Here is a 15,792-nt window from a genome sequence, read left to right as displayed (position 1 = left end):
CCATAACAACATCATGTCAACAACAAAACACCACACAAAAAAACAAAGAATCTTTAATCATAAAAAATACAAAAACAATGAACACAATACAGTATAAAAAAGAAAATATAAAGGGCGTAAACATTGCCTATAGAGAGGCTGGTGACCCAAGTAACCCCACTATTGTATTATTACATGGTTTTCCTTCTTCATCGCACCAATATAGAAAAGTCTTATATCAACTTTCTAATGAGTTTCATTTAATAGCACCGGATTATCCTGGTTTTGGAAACAGTGATTTTCCTTCTCAGAATGATTATCAATATACATTTGACCATATAGCTGAAACAATCAATTCTTTTTTAGAATCTAAAGCTATAGATAAATATGCTATTATGATTCAAGACTATGGTGCCCCAATTGGATTTAGAATAGCAACCGCACATCCGGATAGAATAACTGCAATAGTCAATCAAAACGGAAATGCCTACGAAGAAGGTCTAGGACAAGCCTGGAAAACTACTAAGGAATTTTGGTCCAATAGAAACAAGGAAACCGAAAAGGCCTTATTACCATCTTTTTCATTGGAAGGGTTAGAATGGCAGTACACGCACGGCACTAGAAACCCAGAAAACGTGAATCCGGACACCTGGCATTTAGATTTCTTAAGACTGTCTAGACCAAATGCACATGCCGTAAACCTAGATCTATTTTATGATTATCAAAATAATGTAAAACTATACCCTAAATGGCAACAGTATTTACGCGATAACCAACCTCCACTATTGATCGTATGGGGTAAAAATGATGCTTTCTTTCCTGAAAGTGGTGCCCAAGCCTTTAAAAAAGATGTAAAAAATATAGACTACAACATTTATGATACCGGACACTTTGCACTGGAAGAAGACGGCAATGACATCATGGAGAAAATGAGGTCATTCTTAAATAAAAACGTACGATAAATAATATCGGTTTACAAAACAAAGCGGCTATGGGTTATACCCTAGCCGCTTTTGTTTTTAGTATATCTTAACGAAATGTATTTTTCTTTAAAAATTAAGCCATTAAATTAACCTACAATATTATGGGTCAAGAAAGAAAACATCCCCTTAAGTTATTAACTTAACCTTACAAAAGTCATTTGCATTTAGCTTGCATCTTTCTTAAATCAATAGTAACCTTTAAATAAAACAACATGAAAATTTTAATAATAGGAGGAAACGGAACTATTGGTAAAACCGTAGTTTCTCACTTTAAAAATGATAATGAAGTTATTATTGCTGGCCGTACAACCGGTGATGTCACAGTAGATATTGCAGACAGCAGCTCCATTTCATCAATGTTTAAAAAAACAGGAAAATTAGACGCCATCATCTGTATTGCTGGAGAGGCAAAATGGGACAATTTCAACAACCTAACGGAAGAAGATTATTATATAGGTTTAAGAAGCAAACTAATGGGGCAAGTAAATTTGGTTCGCTTAGGACAACATTATTTAAACAAAAAAGGCTCCATCACATTAACTACCGGTATTTTAGCCGATGATCCGGTAGTAAAAACCACTAGTGCAGCTATGGTAAACGGTGGTATTCATAGCTTTGTACAAGCGGTTGCCCTTGAAATGGAAAATGAGATCAGAGTAAATGTGGTATCGTCTGGTATGGTAGAAAATGCCTATGAGAAGTATAAAGACTATTTTCCGGGGCACAACCCCATTCCTATGCCTAAAGTAGTAAATGGTTATGTACGTAGTGTAAAAGGAAGAGGAAACGGAGAAGTTATACGTTTGTATGATTAATAATGACTTCTTAAAACAAATTATCAACTGTTTTTCTATTTTTAATTGTGAAGAATAAAATTGATTTTATCCAAAAGTGGGAATACCCACAAGTTGTAGAGGTTTGGGAAGCTTCCGTCAGAGCTACACATCATTTTTTAAATGAAGAGGATATCCAGTATTTTAAACCTTTGATCTTAAACACCTATTTAGATGCCGTAAACCTTCGTGCCTATAGAAACCATGAAAAGGAAATCATTGCTTTTCTAGGTGTTGACCAAAGTAATCTTGAAATGTTGTTCGTACATCCAGATTATAGTGGCCAAGGTATTGGGGCATTGTTATTACAATATGCCATTAAAGACTTGAAAATAGACAAAGTAGATGTAAATGAACAGAATGAACAAGCTGTAGGTTTTTACGAACATTATCAATTTAAAACACAAAGCAGGTCAGAGTTAGATGCTACAGGAAAACCCTACCCTATTTTACATATGCAGTTAGAAAAATTTGGCACATAATTTAAAAGCTTTTGACGTTCAGAAGGTTAATAAAATAACTAACTTTAGAAAAGAACTTTCTTTAGTATCAGAAAGAACAAAAACCTTTAAATCATGAACAAACTTCTAGCTACAGTACTACTTGGCGGTCTTGTAATATCTTGTAATACTTCAAATAAAAACAAAGGGACTTCAATTGACAATTCAACCGAGACTACCAAAGAAATTGCGGATAAAAAATCAAATTTAAAATCCATTGAAAGCGATCAAGATTTAATTGCTACGGCATTAATGGCGGCACCAAAAGATAGTAGGGAAAATACTAAAGTTATCGGTTACAATATGGCAGGTGAATTTGTAACGCTAAAGGAAGGTGACAGCGAGTATATTGTACTTGCGGACGACCCAAAGAAAGACGGTTTCAATGCCGCGTGTTATCATAAAGACCTAGAACCTTTTATGGCATGGGGAAGAACCTTACGTAACGAAGGCAGATCATCAGACGAAATTTTTGCTATACGCGAAGCAGAAGTAAAATCTGGTAAAATAAAAATAACTCCCGGTTCTACTTTGCATATTTATTACGGTCCAAATACAACCTTTGACCCTGAAACATCACAAGTTGAAGGTGCTAAACTACGTTACGTTATATACACCCCTTTTGCCACATCTGAATCGATCGGTTTACCGGAGACACCCTCAGCTCCAAATCACCCTTGGATCATGGACCCTGGCACTCACAGGGCACATATTATGATTTCTCCATTAGAAAATAAAGTAGAATAATACCATTGCACGTCTACTAACGTTTAAGTGATATGACCAAACGAATACTAAGTTACCTTGGTTGGCTTGTTGTTGCTATACTTTTAGGATTATTCCATATGCGCATAGTTTTAGGACCGGCACCAGAATCAGACCATACTAAATTCTCGTTGTCAAGTATGGTATATGAATGGGCATTGGTACAGGTTGGCACAATCATTGGTTGTGTTATTGCCGTAATATTTATTTTGCTCGATGTTGTATTTCTAAACAACAAACTTAAAGGTAATAGTAATTCGGTACTTTTTAAATTTCTGATTATTTCTATAATTGCTGTTATTGTTGGGGTTACCCATTATGTCTTAGAAGAAGTTGTCAATGTTATTTAGATAAGCAGAGGTATAGATATTACTACAAACTATATCTTAGCAATATGAATACAATTGATATTAGGACAGTAGATGTTGTTCAATATTTGCAGCCCTTACGGGAAGGAGGCTCTATGCCGGCCATCGTAAAAGCAAATGATGATTTTTTATATGTACTGAAGTTTAGAGGGTCTGGCCAAGGAAAAAAATCGCTCATTGCAGAATTTATTGGTGGAGAATTGGCACGTGCCATAGGTTTAAAAGTACCTGAACTGGTATTTATGAATTTAGAGGACTCCTTTAGACAAACAGAGCCGGATGAAGAAATTCAAGATTTATTAAAGTTTAGTGTTGGGTTAAATCTTGGATTGCATTTTTTATCCGGCGCCATTACTTTTGATCCATTAATTTCTAAGGCAGATGCATTAACAGCATCTAAGGTAGTAGTATTGGATAGCTTGATCAGCAATATAGATCGAACGGCAAAAAATGCAAATCTCTTATTTTGGCACAATGAGTTATGGGTCATAGACAATGGTGCCAGTTTCTATTTTCATCATAATTGGGAAACCTGGGAAAATCATTTATCAAGAACCTTCCCGTTCATAAAAGATCATGTACTATTACAACAGGCCACTGCCCTCTCTGAAGCAGCAGCAGAAATTAAAAAGTACATTACCTTAGAAAAAGTAGCTGAAATAGTTTTAAATATACCAGAAGATTGGCTATCAAGCGAGTCTGACGTTTTGAATGCGGATGAAAAAAGAGCTGCCTATATACAATTTATAAACACTAAACTATCAATGATAGATGTATTAGTAAAAGAAGCCGAAGATGCAAGATAGACATACATTTAAGTTTGCTATAGTTAGAATAGTGCCGAAGGTAGAAAGAGAAGAGTTCTTTAATGTTGGGGTGATTTTATTCTGTAAACGAACAAAATTTCTTGATATTAAATATCATATCGACGAAAAAAAATTAAAAGCTTTTTCTCCAGAAATAGAATACGAGATATTAAACGAATATTTAAAGGCATGGAAGCTGATATGTGAAGGTAAAGAAGCAGGCGGACCAATAGGTAAATTAGACCTACCAGATCGATTTGGATGGTTAACAGCTTGCAGAAGCACCGTTATACAAAGCTCCACCACGCGATCAGGACTAAGTATAGATCCTGAAAAAGAACTTGAAGATATTTTTAATACCTATGTTCTTTAAGCAATCTGTTTATCTTATAACATCAAAGTGCCAACCTAAATTAATGCCTGATCTATTTGAAAACAATAGCTATAGCAAACAACAAAAATAAATATCAAGTTTTAAAAGTAAGTTTATTACATTAAACGGACTTACATATCTTAAAAAAGGAAATCAAAATTATTACGCTATGGAATCATCTAAACTTAAAACTATTATTCAAGGAATTCCAAAAGCGGAACTCCATCTACATTTAGAAGGTAGTTTTGAGCCAGAGTTGATGTTCGAGATTGCAAAGAGAAACAACATCGATTTACCTTACGATTCCATTGAGTCTGTAAAAGAAGCATACAGATTCAATAACTTACAAGAGTTTTTAGATATTTATTATGCCGGTGCACAAGTATTGTTGCATGAGCAAGATTTCTTTGATCTTACATGGGCATATTTAACCAAAATTCACAGTGAAAATGTAAAACATGCAGAAGTATTTTTTGACCCCCAGACCCATACAGAACGTGGTGTAGCCTTTGATGTGGTCATCAATGGAATTCATCGAGCCTTAGAAAAGGGAAAAAACGAGCTTAATATTTCTTATAAACTTATAATGAGCTATTTGCGTCATTTAAGTGAAGATGCTGCCTTTAACACGCTAGAATCTTCTATTCCTTTTAAAGAAACTATAGATGGTGTTGGTTTAGATTCTTCGGAAATGGGAAATCCGCCAAGTAAGTTTAAAAAAGTGTTTAAAGCATCTGCAGAACATGGATACAAACTCGTGGCACATGCAGGTGAAGAAGGTCCTGCAGAATACATTTGGGAAGCTTTGGATATTTTAAAGGTTGAGCGCATTGACCATGGTAATCGTTGTCTAACGGACGAAGCTTTGATAAAAAGATTGGTGAATGATAAAATTGCGTTGACCCTATGCCCTACCAGTAACGTTGCCTTAAAAGTAATTCAGAAGATGGATGAGCATCCAGTTGCCAAAATGTTGGACAAGGGGATTCTTGCGACCATCCACTCAGATGATCCTGCGTATTTTGGTGGATATATGAACGAGAACTACTACCAGACCGCAAAAGCGCTAAATTTGAGTTTGGCACAAATAGAACAATTGGCCATTAATGCATTTGAAGCCAGTTGGCTAAATAAGACATCTAAAGAAGGACATATTACCGAGGTAAAAGAGTATTTTAAATCTCTTTAATCTGCAAGGGGAATAAATATTTCAAAAACAGCACCGTTACCAAGAGAGCTCTCTACCCTTATCTGTCCGTTATGGGTAGTTACGATTCTCTTTACAATTGCCAGACCAATACCGGTACCTTGATATTCTTCATCACTATGTAAGCGTTGAAAGATTTCAAAGACCTTATTTTCATATTTTTGATCGAACCCAATACCATTATCAGATATTAAAATACGAGAATATTGTCGGTCTTCGTTTAAATTAAGTTCCGGGTAATCCGTTCCGTTAACCACCGAGCCATGTACTTTTATAGTTGGTTTGATTTCATTTTTTGAAAACTTTATGGCATTGGTAAACAAATTAAAAAGCAATTGTTTAAACTGTACAGGTCTCACTGTAATTGGACAGTCTTTTTGAACTCTGAGTAAAGTTTTATGTTCTTTTAATTCTTCACTCAAAATATCCTTTACATCTAAAACCAGATTTTTTAATGAAACAGTGGTCAAGCTATTATCAATAGATTCCGTTGCTCCATATGCCATTAAATCTTGAATTAGATTACGCATACGACCGGCGGACAAGTCTATTCTTTCTAATTTATGCTTTCCCGCTTCCGATAAATTGTTGAATTCGGTATCACTGATCTGAGAAATGAACATTTGAATTTTGCGCAACGGTTCTTGAAGGTCATGGCTACAAATATGATTAAATGACTCTAGATCATTGATCATCAACTCAAGCTTAATCGTTTTTATTTCAAGTTGATTGGTTCGTTGAAACACCTTACGCTCTAGTTTTTTAGAGAATTTTTTCAGCTTTTTATGCGCACGTTCCAATTCTAACTTGTTCTTTCTAAGTTCCAACAAATTAATAACCTGCTCAGATAAAATGTTCAGAGATTCTTTTTGGCTTTGCGTAAGTTTTCTAGGTTTATTATCAATAACACATAAAGTACCTAGAGGTAATCCGTTAGCATTTTTTAATGGAATACCTGCATAGAAAACAATATTCGGATCACCTGTAACCAAAGGATTATTTTGAAAACGGCTATCTTCTCTTGCATCTTCCGTAGTAAATATTGGTTCATCACTAGTTATAGCATGAGCACAAAATGCATCTTCAATTGGTGTTTCAGAGGTTTCTAAACCATAGTGAGATTTAAACCATTGCCGCTTATCATCAAGCAAAGTGATCAAAGATATTGGGGTCTGACAAATTTCTGCTGCAAGTTGGGTTAGGTTATCATAATCTTTTTCAGGCAAGGTATCTAAAATTGAATATGAATCAAGAAAAGCTAATCTTTCTTTTTCCTTAGGATGGATCTTGGCTTTCGTCATTGTTTTTATAAGAGCGGTAGGTTTAAACGCAACAAATATAAGGAGCGCTTTATTCAATAACCTAAATATAATATAATCTTATGGAAATTGTCCTTTGCTAAAAACCCCGCAAAGATTAAATCATCATGGTTTAAACTTTAGACATAAAAACTCCGAATACATATCAAGAATAAGAATTCACAATGCAAAAAAACTAGCTATCTAAAATGAAAAAGCCCAACAATTGATATTGTTGGGCTTTCATTATGCGGAGAAAGAGGGATTCGAACCCCCGGAGGTGTGACCCTCAACAGTTTTCAAGACTGCCGCATTCGACCACTCTGCCATTTCTCCTGAGTGCCTCATCAGGTATTCCCTGAATGCGGGTGCAAATATATAAAGGTTTTCTTTTCTAATAAAGCCTTTTCTAATTTATTTTTCATCTAAATACTATTAGCTCTTTTTAAAAAAATGAAAAGGTTGAATTTCAGTTATTTATTACCTTGCCACAATGCATGAACCACTAGTAAGTATTTTAATTCCCTTTAAAAATGTTGCCGAATATTTTGAAGAATGTCTAGAATCTATTCAAAAACAGACGTATACCAATTATGAAGTAGTTGCCGTTAATGACAACTCTAATGACTTAAGTGTAACAATAGCCAAATCATTTGCAGCTAAAGACACTAGGTTTAAAATACTGGACAATGATGAAGCCGGAATTATAACGGCCCTAAGAAAAGCTTATCTACACAGTAAGGGTGATTATATTTCTAGGATGGATGCCGATGACTACATGGATAAAGACCGTATTAAGATTATGGCGGAATCACTGGCTACTCATGGAAAAGAAACTCTTGCTATAGGAAAAGTGAAATATTTTTCAAAAAAAGGAGTAAAAAACGGTTATGACCGTTATGAAAAGTGGTTGAACAAGCTAACCGCAACGGGCTATAATTTTAAGGAAATATACAAGGAATGTGTAATTCCCTCCCCTTGTTGGATGGTACATAGGTCTGACTTTGACGCATGCGGTGCATTTAAACCTAATAGATACCCGGAAGATTATGACTTGGCATTTCGTTTTTATGAAAAGGGCTTAAAATGTTTACCCTGCACCATTACCCTACACTATTGGCGAGATTATGACATTAGAACATCACGTACAAGCGAACATTATGCGCAAAACTACTTTTTAGATATAAAACTACATTACTTCTTAAAGCTGGAATTAAAAGCAAACGACAACCTTGTAGTTTGGGGCGCGGGAAAAAAAGGAAAAACAATTGCCAATTTACTGGTTAAAAAAAATATACCTTTTCATTGGGTTTGTGATAACGAAAAGAAAATAGGTAAGGACATTTATGGTGTACGCCTTGTTCATTTCTCTACGTTACGTAAAATATCTCACACTAAAACCATAATTACCGTAGCCAATGAAGAAGACCAACTGAACATTACCTCTTTTTTTAATGAGTTGAATAAAAAAACAGCAGTAGATTATTTCTTTTTCTGTTAAGCGACCTTCATAAAAATAATAGTGGCAAACTAACAAACTTCTAAATTCAAAATAATTATCTTTGCATTAATCAAAAACAGGAATGCAATTTAAATATCCAGAACTTCTTTGGGGTCTTTTACTACTACTCATTCCTATATTAATTCACCTTTTTCAATTACGAAGATTTAAGAAAACACCCTTTACAAATGTAAAGTTCTTAAAACAAGTTGTCTCTGAATCTAGAAAAAGCAGCACCCTAAAAAAATGGTTGTTGCTCATAACCAGAATGATGATTCTTGCTGCCTTGGTATTGGCTTTTGCTCAACCATTCTTTGCAAACGATACGGCATTACAAGAAAAGGAAATTGTGTTCTACTTGGATGATTCTTTTAGTATGAACGCCCAAATTGAAAACGGAAATCTTTTTCAAAATACCATTCAAGATTTCATTAAATACGCACCAACGGATACACGCTTTACCTTGTTTACTAACAAAGAGGTGTTCAAAGATGTAGAGATAAGTGAAATACAGAATGAGCTATTGAATATTAATGTTTCTTCAGAACAATTAAAAATCGATGAAATCATATTAAGGGGAAATACCTTTTTTAGTAAGAACACCGGAACCCAAAAAAACTTAGTTCTTATATCTGATTTTCAACAAAGATTGGGTACCATCTCTAAGACCGACCCTATTGATAATCTTCATATTAAATACATAAAACCATATAGTAGCTTCATAGCAAATACCTCTTTAGATTCTATTTTCATAAGTAACAGAACCAATGAGAACATTGAGCTAACAGCCTATTTATCAACAAATACAGAAGAAGAATCAATACCAGTGTCATTATTTGACAATGACAAACTTATTGCTAAAACAGCAGCAAAGTTCAATGGATCTAAAAAGACCGAAGTTAGTTTTACATTGAATGCGAAAGAGGCTATTCTTGGTAAGATCACCATTTCAGATAATGGATTATCCTATGATAATGAATTTTACTTTAATATCGATAAAAACCCAAAGATCAAAGTACTGGCCATTGGCAATTCTCCTTCAGGGTTCTTAGAACGTATTTTTACAGATGATGAGTTTGTATTTACCAACAGTACACTAGATCAATTAAATTACAGCAGTATTGAAAACCAAGATTTAGTAGTTCTAAATGAAATAGAGAACCTACCTAGCTCACTTGTAACAGCATTGAGAACCTTAACTAAAAACGGTGGTAGCTTTACACTTATACCCGCTGTAAAAGGCAACAACAATTCATACAACGACCTATCTTCGGCACATTATGCCACCCAATACGGCAATTCATCTGCCCAGGAATTATCCATATCGGAAATAAAAACGGGACATCCCTTATTTCAAAACGTCTTTGATAAAAAGGTGTCCAATTTTCAATATCCAAAAATTAATGAACACTTTAAAATAAGTACCAAAGGTCCTGTTGCAATAGCGCTTCAAAACAAAGCCCCTTATTTGGTAGGTGATTCTAATGCTTATTTCTTCTCTGCAGCATTAAATGCCAACAACTCAAACTTCATAAATTCCCCGTTAATAGTTCCGTCTTTTTACAATATGGGAGTAAACAGTTTAAAAATTCCACCGTTGTATGCCAATCTTGGTACTGATATTTCTGTAGAAATACCACTAAACTTGCAACAAGACGATATTATTAAAGTTAGTAGTTCCGTAAATGAGTTTATTCCTCAACAACGTATACTGCCTAATAAAGTTCGCATCAATTTTACCGAAAATCCGAAAAATGCCGGTATTTATAAAATTGTTCATAACGATAGTATTCTTAGACATATCAGTTTTAATGAAAATAGAAAAGAAAGTGAGTTGTTGTATTCACCATTACCGGAAAACAACAGCAGTACATCCATTTCCAATTTCTTTTTAGAAAGTCAAAAAAACAATGCCATAAGCGAGTTTTGGAAATGGTTTGCTATTTTAGCATTGGTATTTGTTATAATAGAAACCTTACTTCAAAGATTTTTAAAATAAGCTAATAACGAACCCTCTGTAGCCCTATGAACATACTTTTAAAATCAGTAACGATAGTAAATGGGAGTACAAATCATCTTCATTTAAAAAAACGCGATATCCTGATTAAAAATGGTATAATAGACGCCATTGAAAGCAAGATAGAGCCTAGTGGCAAAACAAAGGTTATTGATATAAAGAACCTACATGTTTCCATCGGCTGGTTTGATAGTGGTGTAAATTTTGGCGAGCCAGGTTACGAGGAAAGAGAGACCATAGAAAACGGATTATTGACAGCTGCAAAAAGTGGATTTACAGATGTAGTTTTAAATACCAGCAGCCATCCAACTCCAGATTCGGCATCGGATATCGTATACCTTAAAAATGCGTCCAAAAATCAGCTAACCAATCTATATCCGCTAGGGAATCTTACCGTAAAAGGAGAAGGAGAAGTTCTTGCCGAAATTTATGACATGAAAAACGCTGGGGCGCTTGGCTTTTATGATTACAAAGCTCCAATGGGCAATGCCAACCTTTTAAAGATAGCCCTGCAATATGCTCAAAATTTTGAAGGTATGGTATTCTCTTTTCCCTTGGATAAAAGCATCTCTGGAAAAGGAATTGTCAATGAAGGCATTACCAGCACCAAATTAGGCTTAAAAGGCATACCTACATTAGCCGAAGAATTACAAATTGCAAGAGATCTTTTTGTTCTTGAATATACTGGAGGCAAATTGTTTATTCCAACTGTATCCTCTGCAAACTCTGTAAAATTAATTGCCGACGCAAAAAAGAAAGGGCTTCAAGTGTTCTGCAGTGTTGCTGTGCATAATCTAACGATTATAGACAGTGAACTTGAAAATTTTGACACACAGTTTAAGGTCATGCCACCTCTACGCACTTCTGCTGACATTAAAGCATTACAAAAAGCAGTTAAAAACGGAACTATTGATTTGATAACAACAGACCATACACCCCTGAACATTGAACTTAAACATGTAGAATTTGACAATGCCGATTTTGGAACCATTGGTTTAGAAAGTGCATTTGGTACGCTCAATGATATATTTGGTGTAGAAGAAACCATAGCAATACTTACCAAAGGGCGTTCTATATTTGGGTTGGATGAACCTGAAATTGAAACCGGTAAAGCTGCCAATTTAACCTTATTCACAACCGAAGATACTTTTGAATTCTCTGATGAGCATATTTACAGCTCTAGTAAAAATGCTATAGCTTTAGGTAAGACCTTGAAAGGAAAAGTCATTGGAAGCATTTCTAATAATCAAATCATTTTAAATAAGTAATGGAGAAATCTACCGATGTACCTGGAAAAAATATAGCAGTAATAGCATACTTAACCATAATTGGAGCAATAATCGCTTTATTTATGAACAATGAACCAAAACATACGTTTGCCAGAGTACATACACGCCAAGCTTTTGGGCTACACTTAATGTTCCACGGATTTGCTATTTTCTCAAGCCTTTGGTTTAACCAATATGCATTATATGGTTTATACCTTTGTTACATTGTGTTATGGGTATACGGCTTTATTGGCGCCCTTAGCAACAAAGAACAAATTGTGCCTATTGTAGGTCCTTATTTTCAAAAGTGGTTCACCTTTATCCAATAATAAAATGACAACAGCTCCCCTATCCTTAGAACATATTATAAAACCTTCTTCATTGACCGACAAAAAACCTCCGGTACTATTTATGCTGCATGGCTATGGTAGTAATGAAGATGACCTTTTTTCATTTGCCTCTGAACTGCCACAGGAATTATGTATTATCTCGGTACGTGCCCCATATATTTTACAACCTTATGGATATGCATGGTATGCCATAAATTTTGATAACGAAAAAGGAAAATGGAGCGATGATGATCAAGCCATAGCATCTCGTGACAAAATAAAAAATTTCATTGACGAAGCTTGCAACACTTATGGCTTGGATGAAAAAAATGTAAACTTATTAGGCTTTAGTCAAGGTACCATTCTAAGTTATGCCGTTGCCCTATCATACCCTGAAAAAGTAAAGAATATTATTGCTCTTAGTGGGTACATTAATGAAAATATATTGGTTGAAACTTATAAAGAAAACAATTTCGACCATTTAAATTTCTATTCTTCACATGGTGATATGGATCAGGTAATCCCTATTGATTGGGCTAGAAAAGCACCGGTAATATTGGAAAAACTGAACATAAAACATGTTTTTGAAGAATTCCCTGCCGGACATGGCGTTGCTCCGCAGAACTTCTATTCTTTAAAAAAATGGATTTCAACTAAGATTTAATTACTACGGGTATAAAGCAAGTGATCAACTAGTGTAAAGTCTACACCAAGATCATCTTTTAACTCATATCTGATTAAAAGTTCTCCCCAGTATTTTCCATCTGAAAAATCGGTTAAAATCCATTTATGGTTAAGAACTTTTATTTTATTGATCTTAAAATCGTTCTGCATACCTTCATACGGAACTAATGGATTATCACCTTTTTGCGCATTGGTTTCCAGTAGTTTATCAGCAATATAACCTGCAGGGTTTTCTAAATCCAAGTGATCAAAATAAGCCAAGGCATCATCATTGTTTTCCAATGAAAAATACTGCATATCCAAAACCTTTAAAGATGATGTTTGTACTGAATCTTTTAAAACTTCAACTTGTTTTTCCAACTTAGAGATTTTCTCAGACCCTGCTTTCACTATGTTATTACTACTGACAAATAAATACAGACATATTAGTGATACAAATAAAAACAGGTAAAGAAATATTTTATTCTTCATAATTAAATGGTGATTGTTAAATTATCGTAAGCCAAATGTACGTTACTCGGTAATGATTTTTCTATTTCATCATGAAAACCAAGTAAGTGGCTTATGTGTGTTAAATATGCTTTTTCCGGTTGAATCAAATCAATAAAGGCAAGTGCTTCTTCAAGGTTAAAATGAGAAATATGCGGCTCAATACGTAGCGCGTTTACCACCACTACCTTAGAACCTTTAATCTTTTCCAATTCTTCTGGGGCTATGGTCTTAACATCTGTCAAATAGGTAAAGTCGCCCACTCGGTAGCCAAATACCTGCACCTTGTTATGCATAACATTAATAGGAGTTACTAATGTATCCCCAATTGAGAATGGCTCATTATTTTTAACCAAATTAATATCTACCGTTGGCGCACCAGGATATTTGTTTTTCTCTTCAAAAATATAATCAAAACGCTTTTTTAATGAGGCCACTACCCTGCTATGAGCAAACAAAGGAATATTACCTTGCCTAAAGAAATATGGGCGAATATCATCTAATCCAGCCGTATGATCAGAGTGCTCATGGGTATACAAAATACCATCTAGACGATTAACATGCTGCCTTAACATTTGTTGCCTAAAATCTGGACCGCAATCAATTACATAGTTAAACTCTTTCCATGAAAGTAAGACAGAAACCCTTAATCTTTTATCCTTCTCATTACTACTTAAACAAACAGGATGTGTACTACCAATAATTGGAATACCCTGAGAAGTCCCTGTTCCTAAAAAAGTAACACTTAATTTATTGGTCATGTGCTACAAATTTAATTCCTTTTTAATAAAATTAATGATGGAAATTAAAGAGATTAACATAATTGAGAGGCAATAAAAACAATTACCAAAACTTCTTCCAATTTTTTGGAGCTATTGCCCTTTGTAACAACCATTCTTTATAACTTTGTTAAAAGTTAAACAGCTAACAAAATGGCATCGGTATTAAAAAGAGATAGTGTCTTTGAAAATATTCCTTCTATAAAGGCAAAAACCTTAAGAATAAATTTAAATCCGGATATCTACGGAACTTTTGCAGAAATTGGCGCCGGGCAAGAAACCGCCCGTCATTTCTTTAGATCCGGTGGTGCATCTGGTACCATTGCAAAGGCAATGAGCGCCTATGATAAAGATTTTAGTGATGCTATTTACGGTGTAGAATCTGACGGACGCTATGTAACCCAAGCAAGGTTAAAGACCATGCTAGATTACGAAATGCAGTTAATGGAAGAGCGAATTAGTAGGGAAAACCACCCTGACCGATTATTTTTCTCCTATGCGAATACAGTAGCGACCATTGATTTTTCTAAGCGATATAAAGGTCATGGCTGGGTTGGGATCAGATACCAATTAGACCCTAAGCAAAAAGAATTTGACGAAATTATATTACATATTCGTTTTAAGCAGAACGAAGCAAGACTACAACAAGAAACCCTAGGAATTCTTGGTGTAAACTTAATATATGGTGCTTTTTACAAGTATCATAAACCAAAGAAAATGTTGAAATATTTATATGACCATATAGATAAGGATACATTGGAAATAGACATGATCAACTTCTCCGGTCCAAATTTCAAAGAAGTGGATAACCGTTTAATGAGTTTGCAACTTATTAAAAATGACATGACAGATGCTGTAATGTTCGGTCCTGACGGTAACAACCTTTTACCTGCGGCCGTGCTTTACAAAAAGAACATATTGGCTTTACGTGGTAGTTTTAGACCCGTAACCAAGGTTAATTTGGATATGTTCGAGAAGTCTTATGATATTTTTATACGAGATAAAGGTGTAGACCAAAATAACACTATTGTCATTTTTGAAATAACACTTTCCAACTTAAAAGCTTCTGGTGAAATTGATGAACAAGATTTCATGGACAGGGCAGAATTACTATGTTCACTTGGTCATTCGGTAATGATTTCCAAATTCCAGGAGTATTATAAATTGGTAGAATACTTTAACAATTATACCAAAAACAGAATTGGTCTTACAATGGGTGTAAATAACCTTGTAGACATATTCGATGAAAAGTACTATCGCCATTTAAGTGGTGGCATACTTGAAGCTTTTGGTAAACTATTCTTTAAAGATTTACAGGTATACCTATACCCAATGAAAAACCCAGATACCGGGCAGATCATGACAAGTAACAATGTTAAGGTTCACCCTCGTATGAAAGAATTGTACAAATTCTTTAAATATAATGGTAAGGTTATGGATATTATTGATTATGAACCAGACGTTATGCATATTTTCTCTAGAGATGTGCTTAAAAAGTTGATGAACAATGAAGATGGCTGGGAAGAAATGTTGCCAGAAGGTATTGCCGAAATTATAAAGCAAAAACAATTATTTACTAGAAAAACCGAAGATCAAGAAGCTGAATAAGTTTC

Annotated in this window: 17 protein-coding genes and 1 tRNA gene; 14 read left to right on the top strand and 4 right to left on the bottom strand. The window is 34.6% G+C overall.

The genetic code is table 11. The features are described from left to right. Positions 1–77: 77 nt before the first annotated feature. The 8 genes from YQ22_RS15530 to YQ22_RS15495 all read left to right on the top strand — a co-directional run bounded on the left by YQ22_RS15530 (position 78) and on the right by YQ22_RS15495 (position 5,796). Entirely contained in the window at positions 78–941 is an 864-nt protein-coding gene (locus tag YQ22_RS15530) for an alpha/beta fold hydrolase (protein WP_232231221.1), read from the top strand. 233 nt (positions 942–1,174) lie between these two features. After that, a complete protein-coding gene (locus YQ22_RS15525; protein WP_071341914.1) occupies positions 1,175–1,777 on the top strand; it encodes a short chain dehydrogenase in 603 nt (200 codons plus the stop codon). Between the two features lie 47 nt (positions 1,778–1,824). After that, complete coding sequence (locus YQ22_RS15520; RefSeq protein WP_071341913.1) at positions 1,825–2,277, top strand: GNAT family N-acetyltransferase; 453 nt, start codon at positions 1,825–1,827, stop codon at positions 2,275–2,277. A 93-nt stretch (positions 2,278–2,370) separates the two neighbouring features. Then, on the top strand, positions 2,371–3,042 hold the full coding sequence (locus YQ22_RS15515) for a hypothetical protein (protein WP_071341912.1): 672 nt from the start codon (positions 2,371–2,373) through the stop codon (positions 3,040–3,042). A 32-nt stretch (positions 3,043–3,074) separates the two neighbouring features. Continuing rightward, positions 3,075–3,410 (top strand): hypothetical protein, encoded by a 336-nt coding sequence (locus YQ22_RS15510; RefSeq protein WP_071341911.1) that lies wholly within the window; start codon positions 3,075–3,077, stop codon positions 3,408–3,410. 44 nt (positions 3,411–3,454) lie between these two features. Then, entirely contained in the window at positions 3,455–4,234 is a 780-nt protein-coding gene (locus YQ22_RS15505; RefSeq protein WP_071341910.1) for a HipA family kinase, read from the top strand. Then, positions 4,224–4,607 (top strand): DUF3037 domain-containing protein, encoded by a 384-nt coding sequence (locus tag YQ22_RS15500; protein ID WP_071341909.1) that lies wholly within the window; start codon positions 4,224–4,226, stop codon positions 4,605–4,607. The genes YQ22_RS15505 and YQ22_RS15500 overlap by 11 nt, the downstream gene beginning before the upstream one ends. Before the next feature lie 169 nt (positions 4,608–4,776). After that, positions 4,777–5,796, top strand: a complete 1,020-nt coding sequence (locus YQ22_RS15495) for an adenosine deaminase (protein ID WP_071341908.1) — start codon at positions 4,777–4,779, stop codon at positions 5,794–5,796. Here YQ22_RS15495 and YQ22_RS15490 read toward each other — a convergent pair. Further along, positions 5,793–7,115: a GAF domain-containing sensor histidine kinase gene (locus tag YQ22_RS15490; protein ID WP_071341907.1), complete on the bottom strand. Its 1,323-nt coding sequence runs from the start codon at positions 7,113–7,115 to the stop codon at positions 5,793–5,795. The genes YQ22_RS15495 and YQ22_RS15490 overlap by 4 nt on opposite strands. 248 nt (positions 7,116–7,363) lie before the next feature. Beyond that, positions 7,364–7,448, bottom strand: a tRNA-Ser gene (locus tag YQ22_RS15485). 157 nt (positions 7,449–7,605) lie between these two features. Here YQ22_RS15485 and YQ22_RS15480 point away from each other — a divergent pair. The 5 genes from YQ22_RS15480 (at position 7,606) to YQ22_RS15460 (ending at position 12,891) form a co-directional block, all read left to right on the top strand. Continuing rightward, complete coding sequence (locus YQ22_RS15480) at positions 7,606–8,613, top strand: glycosyltransferase family 2 protein (protein ID WP_071341906.1); 1,008 nt, start codon at positions 7,606–7,608, stop codon at positions 8,611–8,613. Between the two features lie 82 nt (positions 8,614–8,695). After that, positions 8,696–10,612 carry a BatA domain-containing protein gene (locus YQ22_RS15475; RefSeq protein ID WP_071341905.1) on the top strand — a complete coding sequence of 639 codons (1,917 nt, stop codon included), beginning with the start codon at positions 8,696–8,698 and terminating at the stop codon, positions 10,610–10,612. A 26-nt stretch (positions 10,613–10,638) separates the two neighbouring features. Further along, complete coding sequence (locus YQ22_RS15470) at positions 10,639–11,898, top strand: dihydroorotase (protein ID WP_071341904.1); 1,260 nt, start codon at positions 10,639–10,641, stop codon at positions 11,896–11,898. Then, positions 11,898–12,227, top strand: a complete 330-nt coding sequence (locus tag YQ22_RS15465) for a hypothetical protein (protein ID WP_071341903.1) — start codon at positions 11,898–11,900, stop codon at positions 12,225–12,227. Before YQ22_RS15470 ends, YQ22_RS15465 begins: the two co-directional genes overlap by 1 nt. A 4-nt stretch (positions 12,228–12,231) precedes the next feature. Beyond that, positions 12,232–12,891: an alpha/beta hydrolase gene (locus tag YQ22_RS15460; protein ID WP_071341902.1), complete on the top strand. Its 660-nt coding sequence runs from the start codon at positions 12,232–12,234 to the stop codon at positions 12,889–12,891. Here the strand turns inward: YQ22_RS15460 and YQ22_RS15455 are convergent. Together YQ22_RS15455 and YQ22_RS15450 are read right to left on the bottom strand one after the other, a co-directional pair. Then, a complete protein-coding gene (locus YQ22_RS15455) occupies positions 12,888–13,382 on the bottom strand; it encodes a hypothetical protein (RefSeq protein ID WP_058103176.1) in 495 nt (164 codons plus the stop codon). The two genes, YQ22_RS15460 and YQ22_RS15455, sit on opposite strands and share 4 nt — an antisense overlap. 2 nt (positions 13,383–13,384) lie before the next feature. Further along, positions 13,385–14,161: an MBL fold metallo-hydrolase gene (locus tag YQ22_RS15450; RefSeq protein ID WP_071341901.1), complete on the bottom strand. Its 777-nt coding sequence runs from the start codon at positions 14,159–14,161 to the stop codon at positions 13,385–13,387. Positions 14,162–14,332: 171 nt separating this feature from the next. On the opposite strand from YQ22_RS15450, the gene YQ22_RS15445 reads away from it, so the two are divergent. Next, the gene (locus YQ22_RS15445) at positions 14,333–15,787 is read left to right on the top strand and encodes a hypothetical protein (RefSeq protein ID WP_058103178.1); all 1,455 of its coding nucleotides are present in this window, start codon (positions 14,333–14,335) and stop codon (positions 15,785–15,787) included. Positions 15,788–15,792: the final 5 nt, after the last annotated feature.

It is taken from the genome of Maribacter sp. 1_2014MBL_MicDiv, assembly GCF_001865655.1.
GTDB classification, from domain to species: Bacteria; Bacteroidota; Bacteroidia; order Flavobacteriales; family Flavobacteriaceae; genus Maribacter; species Maribacter dokdonensis.
The sequence above is the reverse complement of the archived record's forward strand: the minus strand, read 5'-3'. Positions and strand labels throughout refer to the sequence as shown.

Bases quoted from the DNA above. Each gene is read 5' to 3' on its own strand.
- YQ22_RS15475 (WP_071341905.1), top strand. From the start codon at position 8,696: ATGCAATTTAAATATCCAGAACTTCTTTGGGGTCTTTTACTACTACTC.
- YQ22_RS15465 (WP_071341903.1), top strand. From the start codon at position 11,898: ATGGAGAAATCTACCGATGTACCTGGAAAAAATATAGCAGTAATAGCA.
- YQ22_RS15460 (WP_071341902.1), top strand. From the start codon at position 12,232: ATGACAACAGCTCCCCTATCCTTAGAACATATTATAAAACCTTCTTCA.
- YQ22_RS15480 (WP_071341906.1), top strand. From the start codon at position 7,606: ATGCATGAACCACTAGTAAGTATTTTAATTCCCTTTAAAAATGTTGCC.
- YQ22_RS15530 (WP_232231221.1), top strand. From the start codon at position 78: ATGAACACAATACAGTATAAAAAAGAAAATATAAAGGGCGTAAACATT.
- YQ22_RS15495 (WP_071341908.1), top strand. From the start codon at position 4,777: ATGGAATCATCTAAACTTAAAACTATTATTCAAGGAATTCCAAAAGCG.
- YQ22_RS15455 (WP_058103176.1), bottom strand. From the start codon at position 13,382: ATGAAGAATAAAATATTTCTTTACCTGTTTTTATTTGTATCACTAATA.
- YQ22_RS15450 (WP_071341901.1), bottom strand. From the start codon at position 14,161: ATGACCAATAAATTAAGTGTTACTTTTTTAGGAACAGGGACTTCTCAG.
- YQ22_RS15490 (WP_071341907.1), bottom strand. From the start codon at position 7,115: ATGACGAAAGCCAAGATCCATCCTAAGGAAAAAGAAAGATTAGCTTTT.
- YQ22_RS15525 (WP_071341914.1), top strand. From the start codon at position 1,175: ATGAAAATTTTAATAATAGGAGGAAACGGAACTATTGGTAAAACCGTA.
- YQ22_RS15500 (WP_071341909.1), top strand. From the start codon at position 4,224: ATGCAAGATAGACATACATTTAAGTTTGCTATAGTTAGAATAGTGCCG.
- YQ22_RS15470 (WP_071341904.1), top strand. From the start codon at position 10,639: ATGAACATACTTTTAAAATCAGTAACGATAGTAAATGGGAGTACAAAT.
- YQ22_RS15505 (WP_071341910.1), top strand. From the start codon at position 3,455: ATGAATACAATTGATATTAGGACAGTAGATGTTGTTCAATATTTGCAG.
- YQ22_RS15445 (WP_058103178.1), top strand. From the start codon at position 14,333: ATGGCATCGGTATTAAAAAGAGATAGTGTCTTTGAAAATATTCCTTCT.
- YQ22_RS15510 (WP_071341911.1), top strand. From the start codon at position 3,075: ATGACCAAACGAATACTAAGTTACCTTGGTTGGCTTGTTGTTGCTATA.
- YQ22_RS15515 (WP_071341912.1), top strand. From the start codon at position 2,371: ATGAACAAACTTCTAGCTACAGTACTACTTGGCGGTCTTGTAATATCT.